We start from the raw sequence: 21,404 nt of genomic DNA on the forward strand, positions 1-21,404 counted from the left end.
TGGCGGGGCGCGCTCCCGCCATCCCCCTTTCGCCCAAGTGTGCCTCGGCGGGCGCGCCGCTACACTGGATCGATTTCCGCAGCCCGGAGTCGTCATGCGCCTGCTTCACCGTGCCTCCTCGTGGCGTTCGCTGTTCGCCCACGAGGAGCATCCCGACCCTGCGCGGCTGCCGCCGCTGCTGGCCCCGCTGCGCGACGCCCTTGCCGAGCTGGGCCCGGCGCCGACCCTGCCCGAGGCCCACGCCTGGCAGCCTCGCCTGGCGGAGGCGCTGATGCGCCTCGACCTGCCCGCCTGGCGCATCAGCCAGCTGATCAGCGACCACAATGACTGGCTCTACCGGCGCGCCATCCAGCTTGCCCTGAGCGAGATGGAGGGGCAGGGGTGGGGCACGCCGCCGGTGCCCTACTGCGTCATCGTGATGGGCTCCGGGGCTCGCCAGGAGAGCTTGCTCGGCCCCGACCAGGACAACGGCATGATCATTGCCGACTATCCGGACAGCCGCCACACCGAGGTCGACGGCTATTTCCAGGTGCTGGGCGAGCGCTTCACCGACCGGCTGGACCAGGCTGGTATCCCGCTGTGCAGCGGCCATGTGATGGCGCGCTGGCCCATGTGGCGCAAGCGGCTCTCGGAATGGAGCGAACAGCTGGCCATCTGGACCGCCGGGCGACGGGTCAAGCGGGTGCAGCAGGCCAACATCCTGCTCGACTTCCGGGCCGTGCATGGGGAGGGCACGCTGGCGGAGGCGCTGGCCGACCGCGTCGCGCGGCTGATGCCCCAGGCCGGGCTCTTCCTGGACGAGATGGGCGCGCTGCTCGACGAGCAGCCGGTGGCTCTGGACCGCTTTGGCCGACTCTCGGGGTCACTCGACGGGGCACCCCATGAGCGGGCGATCAACCTCAAGCAGCAGGCGGTGCTGCCGCTGGTGGCCGCCGTCCGGCTGCTCTCGCTGCGCCATGGGGTGCGCGAGGTCGATACCCGGGAGCGGCTGGCGGTCCTGGTGCTGAAGGAGGCGCTTCCCGCCGAGACCAGTCGTGCCCTGACCGCGGCGCTGGAGCGCCTGCAGGGGCTGCTGCTGGAGGAGCAGTGCCGTGGCGTCAGGTCGGGGCGGGGCGCCGATGGCTGGGTCGACCTGTCGCGCCTCGGCGAGGACCAGCGCCTGCTGCTGCGCCATGACCTGCAGCAGATCAGGGCCCTGAAGCGTCGCGCCAGGCGGGGTTAGGCCTTGGGCGCCTCGGGCAGCTCCATGATCAGGCAAGCGCCGCCCAGGGTGGGGGCGTCCTCGACCCACAGCCGGCCGCCCAGGTGGGCGACGATGCCGCGGCTGATGGGCAGCCCCAGGCCGCTGCCGCGCGGGCGCCCACGGCTCTTCTCGGGGCTTTCGCCGGGGCGCTGGATCTGGTGGAACTTCTCGAACACCCGCTCGCGCTCGTCGTCGGCGATGCCGGGGCCGTTGTCCTCCACCGCCAGGCGGTAATGGTTCTTGTGGCGGGCCAGGCGCAGCAGCACCCGCGGGTCGGCGTCGTCGGCGAACTTGCCGGCGTTGTCCAGCAGGTTGATGATCACCTGCTCCAGACGATCCGGGTCGCCCACCACCGCCGCCGTCTCGACCTCGATGCGCACCTCCAGCGCCACCCCCCGGTTCTCCTGCATATGGTGCACGGCATCGACGCTGTGGCGGGTCAGCTCCACCAGGTCCAGCTTCTGCGGGTTGAGGGTCAGCCGGCCGCTCTCCAGGCGCGCCAGGTCGAGGATCTCCTCGATCAGCCGCGACAGCCGCTGGCTCTCCTTGACCACCACGTTCAGGAAGTGGACCCGCTTCTCCTCGGGCAGGTCGCCGCTGTCGCGCAGGATCTCGGCGAAGGCGCGGATCGAGGTGAGCGGGGTGCGCAGCTCGTGGCTGACCATGGCGACGAACTCGTCCTTGAGGCGATCCAGCTCGCGCAGGCGCTCGTTGGCGGCGCGCAGCTCCTCGCTGGCGCGGGCCAGCTCCTCGGACTTCTGCTCCAGGCGGCGGTTGACCTCCAGGGTCTCCGAGGTGGTGTCGAGGATGCTCAGGATCGACTCCAGGTCCAGCGCCTCGCCGCGCACCACGGAGTTGATCAGCACCCGGGCCGAGGCATTGCCCAGCGCCCCGGAGAGCGCCTGCTCGGCCCGGGCGATCAGCTCCGGCGGGGCCGGCTGGTCGTTGGTGGGCTCCTCCCCCGGATAGCCGGTGAAGACCCGGGCGGTGGCGTTGGCGCCAAGGTAGCGGTCGAGCAGCGAGCGCAGCTCGCCCCGGGTGGTCTGGCCGTGCCACAGCGAGGTCTCCATCAGGCTCGGGTGCATCGCCTCGGTGAACAGCGCCGCCTGGGTCTGCTCCAGCGGGGTCTGCCGGGTGAACAGCGAGACGCCCACCAGCAGGCCGACGTTGGCGGTCAGGCTCCACAGCAGGGAGTGGGAGTAGATGTCCCAGCCCTCCAGGCCGAACAGGGCGTAGGGCCTCAGCCACGCGAGGCCGAAGGGGCCGGCGCTCAGGAAGGCGTCGTCCAGCCACCCCGACTGGGCGAAGCCCGGGATCAGCAGGGTCCAGGCCCAGATCAGGGTGCCGGCGATCAGCCCCAGGGCGGCACCGCGACCGGTGGCGCCGCGCCAGTACATGCCGATCAGCATCGCCGGGGCGAACTGGCAGGCGGCGGCGAAGGAGACCAGGCCGATGGTCACCAGGCTGTAGGAGTCGCCGATCAGGGCATGGTAGAGGTAGCCCAGCAGCAGGATCAGCACGATGGCCACCCGGCGAATGCCCAGCAGCCAGCCGGCCAACTCGCCTCGGCTGCTCAGGTGGAGTCGCCGGGTGCGCAGCAGCAGGGGCATGATCAGCTGGTTGCTGACCATGGTGGAGAGCGCGATGGTCTCGACGATCACCATGCTGGTGGCCGCCGACAGGCCGCCGATGAAGACCAGCAGCGGCAGTCCCTCGAAGCCCGCCGAGAGCGGCAGGGTCAGCACGTAGCTGTCCGGGTCGCCGGCAGAGAGCAGCATGCCGGCCAGGGCGATGGGGATCACGAACAGGTTGATGGCCAGCAGGTAGAGCGGAAAGAGCCAGGTGGCGCGCTTGATGTGGCGCTCGTCGACGTTCTCCACCACCAGCACCTGGAACTGGCGGGGCAGGGCGATGAAGGCCAGGAAGGCCAGCACCAGCATGCCCATCCAGCCGCTGGCGCCGCCGGGAATGGCGTCGAGCCCCATCGCCCCCACCAGGTCGGGGCTCGCCGCCACCTGGGCGAAGAGGTCGCCCGGGCCGTGGAACAGCCCGAAGACCACGAACAGGCCCACCGAGAGGAAGGCGAGCAGCTTGATCAGCGACTCGAAGGCGATGGCCGCCACCATGCCCTCGTGGCGTTCGCTGGCGTCCAGGTGGCGGGTGCCGAAGAGGATGATGAACACCGCCAGCACCAGGGCGACCCAGAAGGACTTGTCGACCCAGAACGCCTCCTCGGCGATGCTCAGCTCCGGCGCCTGGGGATAGTTGACCAGCACCGCATGGCTGACGGTGATCGCCTTGAGCTGCAGGGTGATGTAGGGGGTGATGCCGATCAGCGCGATCAGCGCCACCAGGGCGCCGAGGCTCGAGCTCTTGCCGTAGCGGGCGCTGATGAAGTCGGCGATGGAGGTGATGCGCTGGGCGCTGGCGATGCGCACCATCTTGCGGATCAGGAAGGGCGCCAGCAGCATCGCCAGGGTCGGGCCCAGGTAGATGAGCAGGAAGCTGGGACCATACTGGGCGGCCCGGCCGACGCTGCCGTAGAAGGTCCAGGCGGTGCAGTAGACCGCGATGGAGAGGGCATATACCGTCGGCGAGCCGATCAGTGAGCGGCCCTGCTCTGCGCGGCGGTCGCCCCAGGCGGCGATCACGAAGAGCAGCGCCAGGTAGCCGAAGGCGACGCTCAGCACCACGGCATCGGTCCTCATCGCCCGGTCTCCGTCATCGTCACTCTCCCGAAGGGTGCTCGAGCAGCCAGGCGGCCAGCGCGATCACCACGGCCCAGGCCACGAACAGGTAGAGCGGCAGCCAGGAGGGCCCCCCGGCGGGCCGGTCGAAGAGCAGCACCAGCGGGGGGGTGAACAGCAGCGTGGCCAGCAGCACCAGCGCGGTGAGCCGTTCGCCGAGGCGCGGGGTTTTCATGCCGACCGCCGCCGGGGCCAGGCCAATGGGGTCATGAGGCGCAGGCATCCTCCTTGGTCAGGGCGCTGTTCTGCAGGGCCAGCGCCTGCTCCAGGGTTTCGATGCCGCGGGCCTCCAGGCGTGGCAGCAGGGCCAGCCACAGCTCGGCGGTGACCCGGGCGTCGCCCAGGGCGGTATGCCGCGTGCCCGGCGGGAAACTCAGTCCGTAGCGCTCGGCCAGGCTGTCGAGGTCGTGGCCATCCAGGCTGGCATCCAGGGCCCGCGAGATCAGCAGGGTGTCGAGCACCGGCATGTCGAGGGTCACGCCGGCCCCCGGCGGCTGCAGGGCGAGCAGGTCGAAGGCGGCGTTGTGGGCGAGGATCACCGCGTCGCCCACGTAGTCGCGAAAGCGCGGCAGCACCACCGGCAGCGGCGGGGCGCCCGCCACGTCGGCGTCGGTGATGCCGTGGATCGCGGTGCTGGCCGGGGGGATCGGCTTGCCGGGATCGACCCGCATGTCGAACACCTCGCTGGCCAGCAGCCGGGCGTTGACGACCCGGCAGGCGCCGATGCTGATCACGGTGTCGCCGCGACGCAGCTCCAGGCCGGTGGTCTCGGTGTCGAAGGCGACGACTTCCAGGGCGCGCAGGGGGCGGGCCGCCAGCTCGGCATCCGGCGGGGGGAGCTCGGCGATGCCGAAGTCGTGGAACTCCGGGCGCGGCTCGGTGGCCGGTCGCGGCGCCCCGACCCGCTCTGTGGCGGGCAGCGGCAGGCGCAGGCGGGCATGCACGCCGTCGTCATCGGCCAGGCTCCAGGCGTCGCTGGCATGCTGGCGCAGCACGTCGGAAACCCGCGGCGAGAGCGGCAGGTCGTCGAGGCGCTGCTGCTGCCACTCGGTGAGCTGACGCTCGCTGAGCGCTGCCCCGCGCCAGATCAGGTCCAGGTAGACCCGCTTGTTGCCGAGGCACACCTCGCCTTCCAGGAACTCCGGGCTGCGCTGCTGCTGGAGGCCATCGATCAGGGAGCCAAGCAGCACCAGCAGCGCCGTGGCGTCGCCCTTGAACCAGGCGGGCATGCCGACCGGCACCACCGTCACCTGGCCGGCGCGACGCTCGTTGATGGCCTGCCACAGGTCGTTGGACCACAGCGGCACCAGCCGCTCCCCCTCGTGCTGCATCTGCTCCACCAGAGCGGCAAGCTGCTCGATGTCCTGGCCGAGGGACTGGCTCTCCTCGTCGATCACCCGCTCGAGGCGTCCGCGCATCTCCCCCGAGGCATTGCCCAGGGAGGTGAGGGCATCGGCCGCGCTGGTCAGGCTGGCGCTGTGGCGGCGCAGCCGGGGCAGGCTGTCGAGCAGCTCGGCCCGGGCGCCCATCTCGCTGGTCCAGGCGGCGGTGGTATCGCTCAGGGTGAGCAGGGTCTCGCCGTGGCTGCCGGGCACCCGGCGCAGCACGGCGCGCAGCCAGCGCTCGTCACAGGGCACCAGCACCTCCCGCGGCGAGCCGTCCCGGGGCAGCTGGCCCAGCGCATCCTGGAGGCTGGTGGCGGGCAGCAGGCTCTCGAGACGCTTGCCCAGCCCCAGCCCGTGGTGATCCTCGAAGAGGGTCTCGGCCGCCTGGTTGAAGAGCAGCACCCGGCGGTGCTGGTCGCAGAGCAGCAGCGGGGTGTCGAGCACCTGGAGCAGGGTCTCGAGCTCCTGGCGGATGCGGGCGGCGCTGCGTGCGCCTTCGGCGTGGGCGGTGGCCAGCCGGCCGCGGTCGGCGCGCCAGGCATCACGCACCCGCACCAGGTCGGGGCCCAGCGCCCGCAGCCAGCCCTCGGGGGGGTAGTCCTCCCGAGCATCGGGGTTGGCCACCAGGCGAGCGAGCTGCACCTGCAGGTGGCGCAGCGGGGTGAACAGCTGGCGCTCAAGCAGCAGGCCCACAAGGAAGATGGTGCCGCCTCCCGAGAAGCAGCCCAGCCACAGCACCAGGCGGGCCAGCCCTTGGGGCTGGAAGAGGGTGTCGAGCCACAGGGCGAAGGTGGCACCGCCGAAGATGCTGATGCCGCTGAGCAGCAGCCACAGGCCGATCAGCCGCTGGCGGCGGGGCAGTCCGGAGAGACGTCGAGCCATCAGGAGACCTCGGCGAGCAGCGCCTTGACCTTGTCGACCAGCGCCTGGGTGGAGAAGGGTTTGGTGATGTAATCGTCGGCGCCCAGCGCCAGGCCCTTCTCGCGCTCCACCTCGCGGCCGTGGGCGGTGAGCATGATGATCGGCAGGCGGGCGTGGTCGGGATCACCGCGCAGGCGCTCCAGCACGTCGAAGCCGCTGATGCCCGGCAGGCTGATATCCAGCAGGACCAGGTCCGGGGTGCCCTCGGCCACCCGCTCAAGGGCGCTCTCGCCATCCTCGGCGGTGACCACCTCGAAGCCTGCCTGCTGCATCAGGAACTCCAGCGACAGGACGATGTTGGGTTCATCGTCCACCACCAGGACCTTGGCCATGGCGTTCTCCATTCTCGTTGTCATCGTTGTTGTCTTGGGGACTCGTTGCTGGTCAGTCTAGTGCCCGGCCGAGGCGCAGCAAAGGCGACCTTGGCAGGAGATCGGCCGCGTTCGCCGTGCTAGGGTGCGGGGTGCAAACGCACGAGGAGGCGACATGATCGAAGTGCATCATCTGGAAAATTCCCGCTCCCAGCGGGTGGTCTGGCTGCTGGAGGAGCTGGGGGTGCCCTATGAGCTGGTCACCCATCGACGCGACTCGGCCACCCTGCTGGCGCCGGACTCGTTGCGGGCCGTCCATCCGCTGGGCAAGGCACCGGTGATCCTCGACCTGGCCCGAAATGGCCGGGTGATTGCCGAGTCCGGGGCCATCATCGACTACCTGATCGAGCACCATGATGCCGAGCGGCGGCTGGTCCCGCCTGTGGGCAGCGATGCCTGGGAGCGCTATCGCTTCTGGCTGCACCATGCCGAGGGGTCGGGAATGGGACCGCTGGTGATGCGCCTGGTGTTCTCGCGGCTCGGCCAGCCGCCGGTACCCGCCCTGGCGCGCCCCCTGGGGCGGCTGTTCGCCCGCGGGGTGGAGCAGCAGTACCTGGGGCCGGAGATCCGGCGGCTGGGGGATTACTGGGAGAGCGAACTGGCCGCGGGGCCCTGGTTTGCCGGCGAGGCGTTCAGCGCCGCGGATATCCAGATGAGCTTCCCGGTGCTGGCGCTGGCCGGTCGCGGCGGGCTTGCGGGCTATCCGCGTCTCGAGGCATTCCTCGCCGCCTGCCGCGAGCGCGAGGGCTGGCAGCGCACCGTGGCGCAGATCGGCGAGTTTCGCCTGGCCGGCGGTTGAGCCTCGCTCAGCGGCCGGGGTCGTCCTGGCCATCGGCCCGGGAGGCGGGGCCGAAGGGGCCGAGCCACAGCCACACCTGCAGCACCACCAGCAGCGGCAGCAGCCAGAGCGGCGCCCCGGTGGTGGCCACCAGCAGCCGGTAGATCACGAAGCCGATGATGCCGGCCGCCAGGCCCACCAGTGGAAAGAGCAGCGGGCGCTGGTACCCGGGGCGGCGCGAGAGACGATAGAGGGTGCCGATGAAGGCGCCGAAGGCACCGGTCATGGCCAGGGGGAGAAGCAGGTCCTGCATGGCGGTCTCGCTTTGGGTGGTGGTCAGAGAGGTAATACCATCCGGGGCGATCCAGCGCCAATGCCGCCTTCGGTGGGTTGCTGTGCCCCGGCAGAGCTGGTAGCGATCACGAAAAAGGGCAGGCCACTGGCCCGCCCCTTGTTCACGGTGGCGAGATGGCCCGTCAGGCCAGCCCCAGTTCGTGGGTCGCTTCCTCGCGCATCTTGAACTTCTGGATCTTGCCGGTGACGGTCATCGGGAACTCGTCTACGAACTTCACGTAGCGCGGTACCTTGTAGTGGGCGATCTTGCCCTTGCAGAATTCCTTGAGCCCGTCGGCGTCGAGCTGCTGGCCGTCGGCCAGCTTCACCCAGGCCATTACCTCCTCGCCGTACTTCTCGTCCGGCACGCCGATCACCTGGACGTCGGAGATGGCGGGGTGGGTGTAGAGGAAGTCCTCGATCTCGCGCGGGTAGATGTTCTCGCCGCCGCGGATGATCATGTCCTTGATGCGCCCCACGATCGCCACGTAGCCCTCGTCATCCATGGTGGCGAGGTCGCCGGTGTGCATCCAGCCTGCACTGTCGATCGCCTTGGCGGTGGCCTCCTCGTTGTTCCAGTAGCCCAGCATCACGCTGTAGCCGCGGGTGCAGAGCTCGCCGGTCTCGCCGCGGCCCACCACGGCGCCGGTCTCCGGACTGACCAGCTTCACCTCCAGATGGGGGTGGATGGTGCCCACGGTGGTGACGCGCTTCTCCAGCGGGGCGTCGGTCTGGGTCTGGAAGCTCACCGGGCTGGTCTCGGTCATGCCGTAGCAGATGGTGACGTCCTTCATGTTCATGCGATCGATCACCTTGCGCATCACCTCGATGGGGCAGATGGAGCCCGCCATGATGCCGGTGCGCAGGTGGGAGAGGTCGAAGCTCTCGAAGTTGGGCAGCTCCAGCTCGGCGATGAACATGGTGGGTACGCCGTAGAGGGTGGTGGCCTTCTCCTCGGAGACCGCGCGCAGGGTCGCCTCGGGGTCGAAGCCGTCGCCCGGGTAGATCATGGTGGCGCCGTGGGTCACGCAGCCCAGGTTGCCCATCACCATGCCGAAGCAGTGGTAGAGCGGCACCGGGATCACCATGCGGTCCTCCTCGGTGAGCGCCATGGTCCGCGCCACGAAGAAGCCGTTGTTGAGGATGTTGTGGTGCGACAGGGTCGCGCCCTTGGGGGCGCCGGTGGTGCCGGAGGTGTACTGGATGTTGATCGGGTCGTCGAACTGCAGGGTCCCCTGCACCTCGGCCAGGTGCTCGGCGGAGACCTCGTCGGCGTGCGCCAGCATCGACTGCCAGGTGAACATGCCGGTCAGGGCGCGGTCGGCGTCTAGGCAGACCACCCGCTTGAGCTCGGGCAGCTTGGCGCTCTTGAAGGTGCCGGGGCCGCCCTCGCGAAGCTCGGGCGCCAGCTCCGCCAGGGTCGCCACGTAGTCGGAGCTCTTGAACTTGCCCTGCAGGATCAGCGTCGAGGCACCGGACTGCTTGAGGGCGTACTCCAGCTCGTGGGTGCGATAGCTGGGGTTGATGTTGACCAGCACGGCGCCGATCCTCGCCGTGGCGAACTGGGTGATGGTCCACTCGGCGCAGTTGGGCGACCAGATGCCGACGCGGTCGCCCTTCTTCACGCCGAGGGCGAGCAGGGCGCGGGCGGCCTGGTCGACGGCGGCCTGCAGCTCGGCCCAGGTGTAGCGCAGCTCCTGGTGGAGGCTGATCAGGGCATCGCGATCCGGGAAGCGGGCCACGGTCTCATCGAAGCAGTCGCCGATGGTCTGCCCCTTGAGGGGGGTGTCGCTGATGCCGCTGACGTAGCTGATCGGAGTATGTTGGCGTGTCATCGTCTACCGTCTCTTTGTTGTTGCTGGGTGTGCAGTGGTGCAACACGGTCATGACCCTGGTCGCGGGCGGCCTCAGTGCTTCGGGGGTTCGACGCCGAGGCCGGAGAGCACCTCACGGGCGCGGCTCTCGACGTCGTCGAGCTCCCTGTGCATCAGCCGGATATCCTCCAGCTGGCGCTCCAGGTTGGCGCGCTTGTCGGCCAGGATCTCCAGAAGACGCTGAAGCTGGCGGGCGTTACCGTCGGGCATGGCGTCATACATCATCACCACCTCGCGGATCTCGGCCAGCGAGAAGCCGAGGCGCTTGCCGCGCAGGGTCAGCTTGAGACGTACCCGATCCTTCTCGCGATAGACGCGCGTCTGTCCGCGGCGCTCGGGGGCCAGCAGCCCCTCCTGCTCGTAGAAGCGGATGGTGCGCGGCGTCACCTCGAACATCTTGGCCAGCTCGCCGATGGTGTAGGTGCGTCGCTGGATGGGCAGGCCGCCGGGCTGGGCCGCGGCGCTCGCTGTGCGCTGAGTCATGAGCGTCTTCCTTTATTGTAGGGGCGGGGCGGGGCGCAGGCCGCCCGCCTGACGGCAACACTAGCCGAGGTTTACGTTAACGTAAAGTGCTTGTTCGACCATGGAGTGATGTGGGATAAACCTAGCAAGTGCTAGGTTGGTAGCAGCCGGCAGCAAGGCGTCAACGACACGACAGCCAACAACAAGACAATCGACACGTGAAACGAGGATAGCACCATGGATTTCTCCCTGAGTGACGACCAGAAGGCGCTGGTCCAGGCCGCCGCCGACTTCGCGAAGGCCGAACTGGCCGATCACGCCGCCGAGTGGGATGCCCGCTCCCACTTCCCCCTCGATGTCATTCGCCGCGCCGGTGAGACCGGCTTCCTGGGGATCTACACGCCCGAAGAACACGGTGGACTGGGGCTGTCGCGCCTCGACGCCTCGCTGATCTTCGAGCAGCTTGCCCAGGGCTGCGTGGCCACCACCGCCTACCTCACCATCCACAACATGGTGACCTGGATGATCGCCAGCTGGGGCGACGACGCCCTGCGCGAGGCCTGGGTGCCGCAGATGATCAGCGGTGAGGTGCTGGGCTCCTACTGCCTGACCGAGCCGGGTGCCGGCTCCGACGCCGCCAACCTCAGGACCAAGGCCGTGCGCGAGGGCGATGAGTATGTGATCAGCGGCAGCAAGATGTTCATCTCCGGCGCCGGCAGCACCGAGGTGCTGGTGGTGATGGCGCGTACCGGCGCGCCCGACAGCGGCGCCGGTGGGGTCTCGGCCATCGTGGTGCCGGCCGACGCCGCGGGCATCGAGTACGGGAAGAACGAGGAGAAGATGGGCTGGAAGAGCCAGCCGACCCGGCTGGTGAGCTTCGACGGCGTGCGAGTACCGGTCACCAATCGCCTGGGAGCGGAGGGCGAGGGCTTCAAGTTCGCCATGAAGGGGCTCGACGGCGGGCGCCTAAATATCGCCAGCTGCTCCCTGGGTGCCGCCCAGCATGCCCTGACCCTGGCCCGCAACTACATGAGCGAGCGCAAGCAGTTCGGCCGCGAGCTCAACCAGTTCCAGGCGCTGCAGTTCAAGCTCGCCGACATGGCCACCGAGCTCACCGCCGCCCGGCTGATGGTCCGCCAGGCCGCCTGGCGCCTCGACCAGAACGACCCCGAGGCGCCGGCCCACTGCGCCATGGCCAAGCGCTTCGCCACCGATGTAGGCTTCCAGGTCTGCAACGAGGCCCTGCAGCTCCACGGTGGCTATGGTTATATCCGCGAATACCCCCTGGAGCGGCTGGTGCGCGATACCCGCGTGCACCAGATCCTCGAAGGCACCAACGAGATCATGCGCCTGATCGCCGCGCGTCGCCTGCTGGCGGATGGCGTGATCGAATCCCTGCAGCTTACTTAAAAAATAGGGAGACCAGGATGTCGGACCTTCCCGTGACCTTCGACGAGCTGCCTACCGCCTGCGGCGGGCGCATCGGCGTGGCCACCCTCAACGCCCCCAGGTCGCTCAACGCCCTCTCGCTTGAGATGGTGCACCAGCTCGAGGCCAAGCTCGACGCCTGGGCGGTGGATCGCAGCATCGTCGCCGTGTGGCTCGAGGGCAGCGGCGACAAGGCCTTCTGCGCCGGTGGCGACGTGGTGGCCCTCTACCGCTCGCTGACCGAGGCGGGCGAGAACCGCGGCGCCGGCCGCGACAGCCTGCTGGCCGAGACCTACTTCACCGCCGAATACCACCTCGACTTCCGTATCCACACCTACCCCAAGCCGCTGATGGTGTGGGGCGACGGCATCGTCATGGGCGGCGGTCTCGGGCTGATGGCCGGGGGCTACCAGCGCATCGTCACCGAGACCACCCGCATCGCCATGCCGGAGATCACCATCGGCCTCTACCCGGACATCGGCGCCAGCTGGTTCCTCAACCGCATGCCGCCCGGGGTGGGCGCCTACCTGGGCCTGACCGGCGCCCAGCTCAACGCCCGGGACGCCCTCGACCTCGGCATGGCCGACCGCTTCATTCCGCGCGAGCGCCGCGGCCTGGTGCTCGCCGCCCTGACCGAGGCCGACTACGGCGACCGCAGCGGCGTGGCCCTGCGCGCCGGCGTCCAGGCCGCCCTGGACCGCCATGAAGATCGCGCCACGGCCCCGACGGGGCAGGTGATGCCGCGTATCGATCATCTCCAGGCCCTGGTAGGGGCCGTGGATGCCGCCACCGCGGTGTCGCGCATCCTGGCCGACGAAGCCGACGACAAGTGGCTCGCCGCCAATCGCCAGCGCCTGGCCGACGGCTGCCCGCTCAGCGCCCAGCTGGTCTGGCGCATGCTTGATCGTCACGCCCACACCAGCCTGGCCGATGCCTTCCGCGATGAGCTCGTGCTGTCGGTGCAGTGCTGCCGCCACGGCGACTTCGTCGAGGGCGTGCGGGCGCTGCTGATCGACAAGGACAAGGCCCCGCGCTGGAGTCATGCCGACGCGGGCAGCGTGCCGGAGGAGGCGATCCAGGCGCTGTTCGTCTCGCCCTGGAGCAGCGAGGACCACCCCCTGCGCGACCTGGGCCTCGGCCACCGCGTCGGCTGACGGCATCAATTCCCCAACAACAACGTCATAATCTCAAGGAGCCATCCATGAATATCGCCTTTATCGGCCTCGGCAACATGGGCGCGCCCATGGCCAGCAACCTGGTCAAGGCCGGCCACAGCGTCACCGTCTTCGACCTGATGGAGAGCGCCATGCAGGCGCTGGAGAGCGAGGGTGCCAGCCGCGGTGCCAGCGCCGAGGAGGCTGCCCGCGGCGCCGAGGTGATCATCTCCATGCTGCCCGCCGGGGCCCACGTGAAGGGGCTCTACCTGGGCAGGGGCGGCGCGCCGGGCCTGCTGGATGTCGTGGAGGGCAAGCCGCTGGTGATCGATGCCTCCACCATCTCCCCGGACGACGCCCGCGCCGTGGCCGCCGCCGCCGCCGAGCGCGGCATCACCTGGCTGGATGCCCCGGTCTCCGGCGGCGTCGGCGGCGCCAAGGCCGGCACCCTGACCTTTATCGTCGGCGGACCCCAGGCGGGCTTCGACAAGGCCAGGCCCGTGCTCGAGGCCATGGGCAAGAACATCTTCCACGCCGGCGACCACGGCGCGGGGCAGGTGGCCAAGATCTGCAACAACATGCTGCTCGGCATCCTGATGAGTGGCACCGCCGAAGCCCTGGCGCTGGGGGTCAAGAACGGTATGGACCCGGCGGTGCTCTCCGAGATAATGAAGCAGAGCAGCGGCGGCAACTGGGCACTGAACGTCTACAACCCCTGGCCCGGCGTGATGGAGGGCTCCGCCGCCTCCCGCGACTACCAGGGCGGCTTCCTCACCGACCTGATGGCCAAGGATCTGGGCCTGGCCTGGGAGTTGGCGCTGGGCTCGAAGTCCTCGGTGCCCATGGGCTCCCAGGCCCGCAACCTGTTCGCCCTGCACAGCGCCCAGGGCCATGGGGGCCTGGACTTCTCCAGCATCCAGAGCCTCTACCGCGCCGGCGAATAACGTCTCGGTGCTGCCCGGGGGGAGCTCCCGCAGGGGGCTCCCCCTGCTGCGTCTGTTCCCTGGCACCGACAGGCCCAGCCCCTCGCTCCTTGCTGTCGGTGTGGCACAATGTCCGCCCGGTATCGCAATGAAGGGTTCGCCCGATGGCATATGTTCTGGTAATGGGCGGTCTGGCGCTGTCGGTGAGCTTCACCCTGGGCTGGATACTCTGGCGCGCCGCACGCTGGGCCTGGGGGCTGGTGGCCGCGCCTCCCGCACGGCGGGGCGTAAAACCCAAAGCGCGCGCCCGCAAGGCACCGGCGGCGCGCAAGGCGCCCGCCAGGCCGAGTGCAAAGCCGGCCCCGCGTGAGCCCTGGGGGCTCACGCGCTGGCTGTCTCGCCGCCACTCCGCTCCCCCCCCTGGCAAGCCTTGCTCTCATCCTCTACGGCCTGACCCGGGTGGCGGAGTTCGGCATGACCCAGCGCCCCCTGTCACCTCCCGCCGGCTATCACCGCCTGGTGGATGGCCTGGGCTGGCTGGCCGCTGGGCTGCTCGCCCTGGCACTGATGAACCTGCTGGCGCGCTGGCGCTGCCGCGAGGAGTGAGCGAACCAAGTGAAACCCCCGTGGCGAGGCGACTGGGCGAGACCAGCCTGATGTTCCTGGTGGACCATACGCCGTCTGTCGAACAGATGGGCCGCCTGGCCGACACGGTCGCCGAGGTGATGGCCATGGCGACGCTGGTGGAGCGCAAGTGGCCCGCATTCGAACGTCGGCGCCGGCCTCGTGTCATAGCGGGTGACAGGCAACCGGAGATCGACCGTGCTCGCAGATATCCAACGATTCTTCCAGCAGGTGCTGGCCGATCCCGAGGCGCGGGATGACAAGGCGCCGACCCTGGAGCTGGCCACCGCCGCCCTGCTGTGCGAGGTGATGCGCGCCGACTATCAGGAGGACCCGGCGCAGCTGGTGGCGCTGCGCGAGATGCTGCGAGGCCGCTTTGCGCTCGAGGACGAGGCGGTGGATGAGCTGGTCGACCTCGCCCGGGAGGAGGTGGAGAGCTCGGTGGACCATTACCAGTTCGTCAGCCTGATTAAGCAGCACTATGACTACCCGAAACGCTGTGAGCTGGTGCGCATGATGTGGGACCTGGCGCTGGCCGACGGCGAGCACCATCACCTGGAGGAGCACCGCATTCGTCAGCTCGCCGACCTGCTGCACGTGGGCCACGGCGACTTCATCCGCGCCAAGCTCCAGTCCCGGGGTGAGCGCGCTTGAAAGAATTCTCTGCAGGCGGTGTTTCTGTCAGAGAAAAATATCGATCATGGGTTTCTTGGTAGATGTAGCATCTTAATTTTCCGCCACTTGCCGATGTTCCGCCGAGGCCTGCTAGACTTCACGCCATGATTGCCCTGCCGCGAGGCGGGGTTTTCTCTTTGGCTGAGCAGGGAGACTTCCATGTCCCGCAACATCATCGTTCTCGGCGCCGGGATGGTCGGCGTCTCGGTGGCCTGGCACCTGGCGCGCCGCGGCCACGACGTTACCCTGGTGGATCGTCGCGCCCCGGGCCTCGAGACCTCCTTCGGCAATGCCGGCATCATCCAGCGCGAGGCGGTGCGCCCCTACCCCTTCCCCCGGGATCTCGGCACCCTGCTGCGCGTGCTGCCCAACCGCGAGGTGGACATCCGCTATCGTCCGACCGGCATGGTCGGCGCGGCGGGGCCGCTGCTGCAGTACTGGATCAACTCCGGCGGGGCGCGCTACGAGCGCATCGTCAACGAGTGGGCTTCGCTGATCATGCGCTGCCAGGATGCCCACGCGCCGATGATCGAGGCCTCCGGCGCCGAGGCGCTGGTGCGCAAGGGGGGCTGGCTGGAGCTCTACCGGACCCGAAAGGCGCTGGACGAGCGCCTGGTGGAGGCCAAGGAGAACCACGAGCGCTTCGGCGTGGAGTACGAGGTGCTGGATGCCCAGGCGCTCTATGCCAAGGAGCCGCACCTGGCCGAGGGGCTGGTCGGTGCCATCCACTGGACCCAGCCGTGGATGGTGGCGGACCCGGGCGGCCTGGTGCAGGCCTACGCCGCGAACTTCGAGGCGCTGGGTGGCCATGTGATGCAGGCCAGCGTCGAGGAGGTGCATCAGGTGGGCACCGGCTGGCGCGTCACCACCAGCGAGGGGGCCCTGGAGGCGCAGCAGGTGGTGGTGGCCATGGGCCCCTGGAGCGGCGAGCTGCTGTCACGGCTGGGCCTCGAGGCGCCGCTGTTCGTGAAGCGTGGCTATCACATGCATTACTCGGCGGAGGGAGAGGCCAGGCTCAACCACTGGGTGATGGATGCCGAGCGGGGCTTCCTGCTCGAGCCGATGCGGGCCGGCATTCGCCTGACCACCGGCGCGGAGCTGGCCGACCTGGACGCGCCGCCCCAGTACAAGCAGCTGGCGGCGGCGGAAAAGGTGGCGCGCAAGCTGTTCCCCCTGGGCAAGCGACGCGATGCCCAGCCGTGGAAGGGCGCGCGTCCCTGCATGCCCGACATGAAGCCGGTGATCGGCGCTGCGCCCGGCAAGGAGGGCCTGTGGCTGGCCTTCGGCCATGGCCACCAGGGCTTCACCCTGGGGCCCGCCACCGGTGAGCTGCTGGCCCAGATGATGGATGGAGAGACCCCGGCGGTCGACATGACGCCGTTCCGGCTCGACCGTTTCTGACGGTGCCTCGCGGCGCGAGGCCCTCAATGACAGCGGGCGCCTGGTTGCCAGGCGCCCGCTGTCGCGTCGGGGGAGGCTAGCCCTCGGCTTTGCCGTTGCCGCTATTCCGGCGGCGCAGCTGGTGGATGGCCAGCTTGATCAGCACCGTGACCACGAAGACCAGCCAGCCGGCGGTGGCGAAGACGTTGAACAGCAGCATCTTCTGAGGGCCGTTCAGCGGGGCCAGCATGCTCTCGATGACGATGCCGAAGAAGAAGGCCAGGGTCAGTGGCAGCGCCAGGATATGCATCCACATCTCGGTGCGCCGCTTGCGCACGTGGTAGCGGCGCAGCAGCACGCGAATGGGGCGATGCACGAAGCTGACCAGCACCAGCGCCCCCAGCATCAGCAGCGCGGCCAGGGTGGGCTCGATGCTGCCGACCTGCGCCGTCAGGCTGATCGACCAGTACACCACCAGCCAGGACAGCCCGGACAGCACGGTGACCAGATCGGCATAGTGGCGCACCTTCGGCATGTTCACTCCCCTCGTTGGATCTGCGGGCATGATACGGGAAATCAGCGCCGCGTGAAGAGCCGGCGAACCCAGTACCAGCGGTTGATCAGCAGCGCGGCGAAGATCAGCGCACAGCCCGCGAGCTGCAGCGGCGTCATGGTCTCGCGGTACCAGGCGGCGGCCAGCAGCGCGGTCCAGACCGCCTCCAGCATCAGGATCACCGCGGCATGGCTGGGGGTGGTGAGCCCCTGGGCATGCACCTGGAGGAAGAAGCGCAGGGTGCTGGCCAGCAGCACGCTGGCGGCCAGCCAGCCGAGGGTCTCCCCGCCGATGTGCCCAGGCCAGGGCTCGATCACAAGCGAAGCCAGGCCGAGCAGCAGGCCCACCACGCTGAGCTGGATCACCGTGAGCGGGAGGGCCGGGACCCGGTGCACCACTCGCGAATTGACGTTGATCAGGATCGAGAAGAGCACCGCCGAGGCGGTGATCAGGCCCTGGCTGGCCTCGATGCGTAGCCCGGCGTTGAGCGACAGCAGGGCGAAGCCGACCAGCGCCACCGGCAGGGCGATCCAGGTGGTGCGCGGCGGGCGGTCGCCGAACAGCAGGCGGGCCATCACCGGCACCAGCAGGATGCCGAGGCTGTTGATGAAGGCGCTCTCGCCGAGGTGGCGGGAGTGGTAGAGGCCGAGGATCCACAGTGCCAGGGCGGCGCTGAACAGCACCCCGACGCCGGAGGCGGCCAGGATGTCCCTGCGGGAAAGCCGACGCAGGGCGGGCAGGGCGAAGGCCCCGAGCAGCATCCCGGCCAGCAGGAAGCGGGTGCCGATGAACAGCAGCGGCGGCATGCCGTTCAGGGCCTCCTTGGAGAAGATCCAGCCGGCCGCGGCCAGCAGGGTGACCAGCAGCAGCAGCAGGTCGGCGCGCAGCGGCGCCCGGGCGGTGGTGTTGGGCATAGGGTCCTGAGGGGCGAAGAGTGGGCCCGAGACGGGCAGCATGGATGTTAGCAGACAAAGCAACTTGCCGTGTGCCGATCGGCATGCTCGCCCGGCGGCTTCCGGTATCTTTGGGCATCTTTCCGTATAATGGGGCGCATGTTCCCTTGACCCGCCGACACAGGACCCGCCGTGACTTCATTGACCCTGACCCGCCCCGATGACTGGCACCTGCACCTGCGTGACAACGAGGCGCTGGCCGCCGTGGTCGGTGCCACTGCCCGCCAGATGGGCCGTGCCATCATCATGCCCAACCTCACGCCGCCGGTCACCACCACCGAGCAGGCCCTGGCCTACCGCGAGCGCATCCTGGCCGCGCTGCCGGCGGGCAGTGCCTTCGAGCCGCTGATGACGCTCTACCTCACCGATAGGACACCGGCCGAGGAGATCGAGCGCGCCCACGCCAGCGGCCTGGTGCATGCGGTCAAGCTCTACCCGGCCGGTGCCACCACCAACTCCGATTCCGGCGTCACCGACCTCGCCCACTGCGACGCCGCCATCGCCGCCATGGCGAGGCTCGGCCTGCCGCTGCTGGTGCACGGCGAGGTGACCGACGCCGAGATCGATATCTTCGATCGCGAGGCGGTGTTCATCGAACGGGTGATGAAGCCACTGCTCGAGCGCCATCCCACCCTGAGGGTGGTCTTCGAGCACATCACCACCGCGGATGCCGCCGAATTCGTGACCAGCGCGCCGGCCAACGTGGCCGCGACGATCACCGCTCACCACCTGCTCTATAACCGCAACCACATGCTGGTGGGCGGCATTCGTCCCCACTACTACTGCCTGCCGATCCTCAAGCGCGAGCGTCACCGCCAGGCGCTGCTGGCGGCGGCGACCTCCGGCAGTCCCAAGTTCTTCCTGGGCACCGACAGTGCCCCCCCATGCCCAGGGTGACAAGGAGAGCGCCTGCGGCTGTGCCGGCGCCTACACCGCCCCGGCGGCCATCGAGCTCTATGCCGAGGCCTTCGAGGCGGCGGGTGCCCTGGCGCGCCTGGAGGGCTTCGCCAGCCACTTCGGGCCGGACTTCTACGGCCTGCCTCGCAATGCCGACACCGTCACCCTGGTGCGCGAGCCATGGCAGCTGCCGGCCTCGCTGCCCTACGCCGCGGGTCAGCGCATCGTGCCGCTGCGTGCCGGCGAGACGCTGGCCTGGAAGCTGCAGGCGTAACGCCTCTGCACCCGCCGGGGCCTTGCGAGGCCCCGGCGGGTGCCGCCAGTTTTCGGGCAGGGCCTCGCCCGGATCTGTTATCGTGCCGTTGAATTCATCGGACCTGAATGGAGAATCCCATGCCACTCCTGGACAGTTTTCGCGTTGATCATACCCGGATGGAGGCGCCCGCCGTGCGGGTCGCCAAGGCCATGCAGACCCCCTCCGGCGACAAGATCACCGTCTTCGACCTGCGCTTCTGTCTGCCCAACCGGGAGATCCTCTCGGAGAAGGGCATCCATACCCTGGAGCACCTCTTCGCCGGTTTCATGCGGGACCATCTCAACGGCCCCGAGGTGGAGATCATCGATCTCTCGCCCATGGGCTGCCGTACCGGCTTCTACATGAGCGTGATCGGTACGCCCAGCGAAGCGGACGTGAGCCGCGCGTGGCTGGCCGCCATGGAGGATGTCACCCGGGTGCCGAGCGCGGACCAGATCCCCGAGCTCAACGAGTACCAGTGCGGCACCTACACCCTGCACTCCCTGGAGGAGGCGCAGGCGATCGCCCGGGACATCATCGCCCGCGGGATTGGCGTCAACAGCAACGAGGCGCTCTACCTGAGCGAGGCCTTCCTGAAGGAGGCGGAGGGCAAGAGCGCCTGAGCGCCTCGCAGCCAGGGCCTTCGGGCCTGCCATCACGCGACACTGCCGGCCCAAGGGCCGGCAGTGTCGTATGTGGGGGCGTCATGGCGGCGTTGAGGGCGCGCTGGGCGCCTCGGTCGGCGAGACCTGGCGCGTCAGGAAGTCGATGCCCGCCTCGATGGCGCTGCCCCGGGTCAGGAAGCTCAGGAAGTGACCGCGCCCATGCTGCAGACAGAGCTCGGCCTCGCCACCGCGGGCCACCAGCGCCTGCTGGAAGTCGGTGCTGTGGTCCAGCGGCACCAGGCGGTCGCGGGTGCCGTGGAACAGGAAGAAGGGCGGCGGTTGGCCGTTGATCTGGCGGGCCGGTGAGGCGAGGGCATACTGTTCCGGCACCTCGGCGCGGGTGCCGCCCAGGAACTCCACCACCAGCCGACCATCGGGAAACTTGAACAGGTCGCTCGGGATGCCGCCGGCGAGCACGGCGGCGAGCCGGGTGTGGTCGCCACCATGGGGTTCGGCCAGGGGCCCCTCCGCCCCGGCCAGGGCCAGCAGGCTGACCAGGTGGGCGCCGGAGGAGAAGCCCACGCCGACGATCCGCGCGGTGTCCACTCGCCACGCTTCGGCGTTGGCGTGGATCCAGGCCATGGCCTGCTGGAGGTCGTGCAGCTGGGCGGGGAAGCGATGCTCCGGGGCGAAGCGGTGTTCGATGTTGATGGTGACGTAGCCGCGGGCGGCCAGCTGTTCGGCGATGCCGGCCATGTCCCGCGGGGTGCGGTTCTGCCAGCCGCCGCCGTGGACCAGCAGAGCGGCGGGGCGTAGTGCATCATCCGCCGAGCGCGGCAGCAGCACCTCGGCTCGCAGGGGCCTGGGCCAGTCCGGTGGGGTATAGGTCCGCGCCGGCAGCGCATCGAAGGCAAGGCTTGGCGCTTCGGTCGGGGTCGCCGCCACCGGCGCGAAGCTGTCGTCGAGGTGGGTGGAGCCGCAGCCGGTCAGCAGGGCGCCGGCCAGCAGCAGCGCCGGCATCCACCGCCTGGGATCAGGCCCGCTCCGCCAGGGCATCGCTGGGCTGCTCGACGGGGAGGCTCGCCAGGCGCTTCACCATGGCCTCCACCATGTGGGCGGAGTGGGTGGCGGCCTTCTCCAGGAACTCTTCGAAGGAGAGGTGGTTGTCGCCACCGCCGGCGATATCGGAGAGGGCGCGGATCACCACGAAGGGGCAACCGTAGAGCAGGCAGGTCTGGGCGATGGCGGCGGCCTCCATCTCGGCGGCGAGCATGGTGGGGAAGCGTCGGCGGGTCTGCTCCACCAGGTTGGGGCAGGCCATGAAGACATCGCCGGTGGCGATCAGCCCTTCGACGACGCGGACCTCGCCCAGGGATTCCACGCACTCCCGCGCGATGGCCACCAGGCGCGGGTCGGGCAGATAGGCGGCGGGCATCTGCGGTACCTGGCCATGCTCGTAGCCGAACACCACGGCGTCCACGTCATGGTGGCGCACCTCGCTGGAGATCACCACGTCGCCGATCGCCAGGTCCTTGCCGAAGCCGCCGGCGGAGCCGGTGTTGATCACGGCATCGGGCTTGTAGATGTCCAGCAGCAGGGTGGTGCCCACCGCCGCGTTCACCTTGCCGATGCCGGATTGCAGGATCACCACCTCGACCCCGTGCAGCCGTCCGCTGTGGAAGGTGGAGCCCACGTGAGAGCGGGTCTCGCGCCCCTCCAGCAGGGAAGCCAGGTGCTCTACCTCCTGGGCCATGGCGCCAATGATTCCGATGCGTTGCATAGCAGGTCCTGGTGGTGGGGGCC

20 protein-coding genes and 1 pseudogene are annotated in these 21,404 nt (G+C 69.3%); 10 read left to right on the forward strand and 11 right to left on the reverse strand.

Annotation, left to right across the window (positions count from 1 at the left end):
• Positions 1–94 precede the first annotated feature (94 nt).
• Entirely contained in the window at positions 95–1,222 is a 1,128-nt protein-coding gene (locus HIR79_RS09670) for a DUF294 nucleotidyltransferase-like domain-containing protein (RefSeq protein WP_169958183.1), read from the forward strand.
• On the opposite strand, the gene HIR79_RS09675 is transcribed toward HIR79_RS09670, so the two are convergent.
• Genes HIR79_RS09675 through HIR79_RS09690 form a run of 4 tightly spaced genes read right to left on the reverse strand, consistent with a single transcriptional unit; the run spans position 1,219 to position 6,628 of the window.
• Positions 1,219–3,951 carry an ATP-binding protein gene (locus HIR79_RS09675; RefSeq protein ID WP_169958184.1) on the reverse strand — a complete coding sequence of 911 codons (2,733 nt, stop codon included), beginning with the start codon at positions 3,949–3,951 and terminating at the stop codon, positions 1,219–1,221. The two genes, HIR79_RS09670 and HIR79_RS09675, sit on opposite strands and share 4 nt — an antisense overlap.
• A gap of 19 nt (positions 3,952–3,970) precedes the next feature.
• Positions 3,971–4,165 (reverse strand): hypothetical protein, encoded by a 195-nt coding sequence (locus HIR79_RS09680; protein ID WP_119023679.1) that lies wholly within the window; start codon positions 4,163–4,165, stop codon positions 3,971–3,973.
• A 31-nt stretch (positions 4,166–4,196) separates the two neighbouring features.
• Positions 4,197–6,257 (reverse strand): 3'-5' exonuclease, encoded by a 2,061-nt coding sequence (locus HIR79_RS09685; RefSeq protein ID WP_169958185.1) that lies wholly within the window; start codon positions 6,255–6,257, stop codon positions 4,197–4,199.
• A complete protein-coding gene (locus tag HIR79_RS09690; protein WP_169958186.1) occupies positions 6,257–6,628 on the reverse strand; it encodes a response regulator transcription factor in 372 nt (123 codons plus the stop codon). The genes HIR79_RS09685 and HIR79_RS09690 overlap by 1 nt, the downstream gene beginning before the upstream one ends.
• A 154-nt stretch (positions 6,629–6,782) precedes the next feature.
• Here HIR79_RS09690 and HIR79_RS09695 point away from each other — a divergent pair, with 154 nt between their 5' ends.
• On the forward strand, positions 6,783–7,466 hold the full coding sequence (locus tag HIR79_RS09695; RefSeq protein ID WP_169958187.1) for a glutathione S-transferase: 684 nt from the start codon (positions 6,783–6,785) through the stop codon (positions 7,464–7,466).
• 7 nt (positions 7,467–7,473) lie between these two features.
• Here HIR79_RS09695 and HIR79_RS09700 read toward each other — a convergent pair whose 3' ends face one another.
• From HIR79_RS09700 to HIR79_RS09710, 3 genes are all read right to left on the reverse strand, one after another.
• Positions 7,474–7,758, reverse strand: a complete 285-nt coding sequence (locus HIR79_RS09700; protein WP_169958188.1) for a hypothetical protein — start codon at positions 7,756–7,758, stop codon at positions 7,474–7,476.
• A gap of 163 nt (positions 7,759–7,921) precedes the next feature.
• A complete protein-coding gene (locus HIR79_RS09705) occupies positions 7,922–9,613 on the reverse strand; it encodes an AMP-binding protein (protein WP_169958189.1) in 1,692 nt (563 codons plus the stop codon).
• 72 nt (positions 9,614–9,685) lie between these two features.
• On the reverse strand, positions 9,686–10,135 hold the full coding sequence (locus tag HIR79_RS09710; RefSeq protein ID WP_169958190.1) for a MerR family transcriptional regulator: 450 nt from the start codon (positions 10,133–10,135) through the stop codon (positions 9,686–9,688).
• A 216-nt stretch (positions 10,136–10,351) separates the two neighbouring features.
• Here HIR79_RS09710 and HIR79_RS09715 point away from each other — a divergent pair, with 216 nt between their 5' ends.
• From HIR79_RS09715 to HIR79_RS09735, 6 genes are all read left to right on the forward strand, one after another.
• Positions 10,352–11,524 (forward strand): acyl-CoA dehydrogenase family protein, encoded by a 1,173-nt coding sequence (locus HIR79_RS09715; RefSeq protein WP_169958191.1) that lies wholly within the window; start codon positions 10,352–10,354, stop codon positions 11,522–11,524.
• A gap of 17 nt (positions 11,525–11,541) precedes the next feature.
• Entirely contained in the window at positions 11,542–12,696 is a 1,155-nt protein-coding gene (locus HIR79_RS09720) for an enoyl-CoA hydratase/isomerase family protein (protein ID WP_169958192.1), read from the forward strand.
• 47 nt (positions 12,697–12,743) lie between these two features.
• The gene (gene mmsB / locus HIR79_RS09725; protein ID WP_169958193.1) at positions 12,744–13,640 is read left to right on the forward strand and encodes a 3-hydroxyisobutyrate dehydrogenase; all 897 of its coding nucleotides are present in this window, start codon (positions 12,744–12,746) and stop codon (positions 13,638–13,640) included.
• A 453-nt stretch (positions 13,641–14,093) separates the two neighbouring features.
• On the forward strand, positions 14,094–14,225 hold the full coding sequence (locus tag HIR79_RS18660) for a hypothetical protein (protein ID WP_283241832.1): 132 nt from the start codon (positions 14,094–14,096) through the stop codon (positions 14,223–14,225).
• Positions 14,226–14,441: 216 nt separating this feature from the next.
• Entirely contained in the window at positions 14,442–14,897 is a 456-nt protein-coding gene (locus tag HIR79_RS09730; RefSeq protein WP_119022783.1) for a tellurite resistance TerB family protein, read from the forward strand.
• A gap of 180 nt (positions 14,898–15,077) precedes the next feature.
• Positions 15,078–16,319: an NAD(P)/FAD-dependent oxidoreductase gene (locus HIR79_RS09735; RefSeq protein ID WP_169958194.1), complete on the forward strand. Its 1,242-nt coding sequence runs from the start codon at positions 15,078–15,080 to the stop codon at positions 16,317–16,319.
• Positions 16,320–16,395: 76 nt separating this feature from the next.
• On the opposite strand, the gene HIR79_RS09740 is transcribed toward HIR79_RS09735, so the two are convergent.
• Positions 16,396–16,833, reverse strand: coding sequence for a hypothetical protein (locus tag HIR79_RS09740; RefSeq protein WP_169958195.1), 438 nt, complete (start codon positions 16,831–16,833; stop codon positions 16,396–16,398).
• Positions 16,834–16,874: 41 nt separating this feature from the next.
• Positions 16,875–17,765, reverse strand: a complete 891-nt coding sequence (locus HIR79_RS09745; protein WP_169958196.1) for a DMT family transporter — start codon at positions 17,763–17,765, stop codon at positions 16,875–16,877.
• 171 nt (positions 17,766–17,936) lie between these two features.
• Between HIR79_RS09745 and pyrC the strand changes: the two are divergent.
• Together pyrC and luxS are read left to right on the forward strand one after the other, a co-directional pair.
• Positions 17,937–18,975 (forward strand): annotated as a pseudogene (pyrC, locus tag HIR79_RS09750) (dihydroorotase).
• Between the two features lie 119 nt (positions 18,976–19,094).
• Positions 19,095–19,619, forward strand: a complete 525-nt coding sequence (gene luxS / locus HIR79_RS09755) for an S-ribosylhomocysteine lyase (protein WP_169958197.1) — start codon at positions 19,095–19,097, stop codon at positions 19,617–19,619.
• A gap of 81 nt (positions 19,620–19,700) precedes the next feature.
• Here the strand turns inward: luxS and HIR79_RS09760 are convergent, their stop codons facing one another.
• On the reverse strand, positions 19,701–20,621 hold the full coding sequence (locus HIR79_RS09760; protein ID WP_249322106.1) for an alpha/beta hydrolase: 921 nt from the start codon (positions 20,619–20,621) through the stop codon (positions 19,701–19,703).
• A 13-nt stretch (positions 20,622–20,634) separates the two neighbouring features.
• Positions 20,635–21,381 (reverse strand): 5'-methylthioadenosine/S-adenosylhomocysteine nucleosidase, encoded by a 747-nt coding sequence (mtnN, locus tag HIR79_RS09765; RefSeq protein ID WP_169958199.1) that lies wholly within the window; start codon positions 21,379–21,381, stop codon positions 20,635–20,637.
• Between the last annotated feature and the right edge of the window lie 23 nt (positions 21,382–21,404).

This window comes from Halomonas sp. PGE1 (assembly GCF_013000985.1).
Classification (GTDB): domain Bacteria; phylum Pseudomonadota; class Gammaproteobacteria; order Pseudomonadales; family Halomonadaceae; genus Halomonas; species Halomonas alkalicola.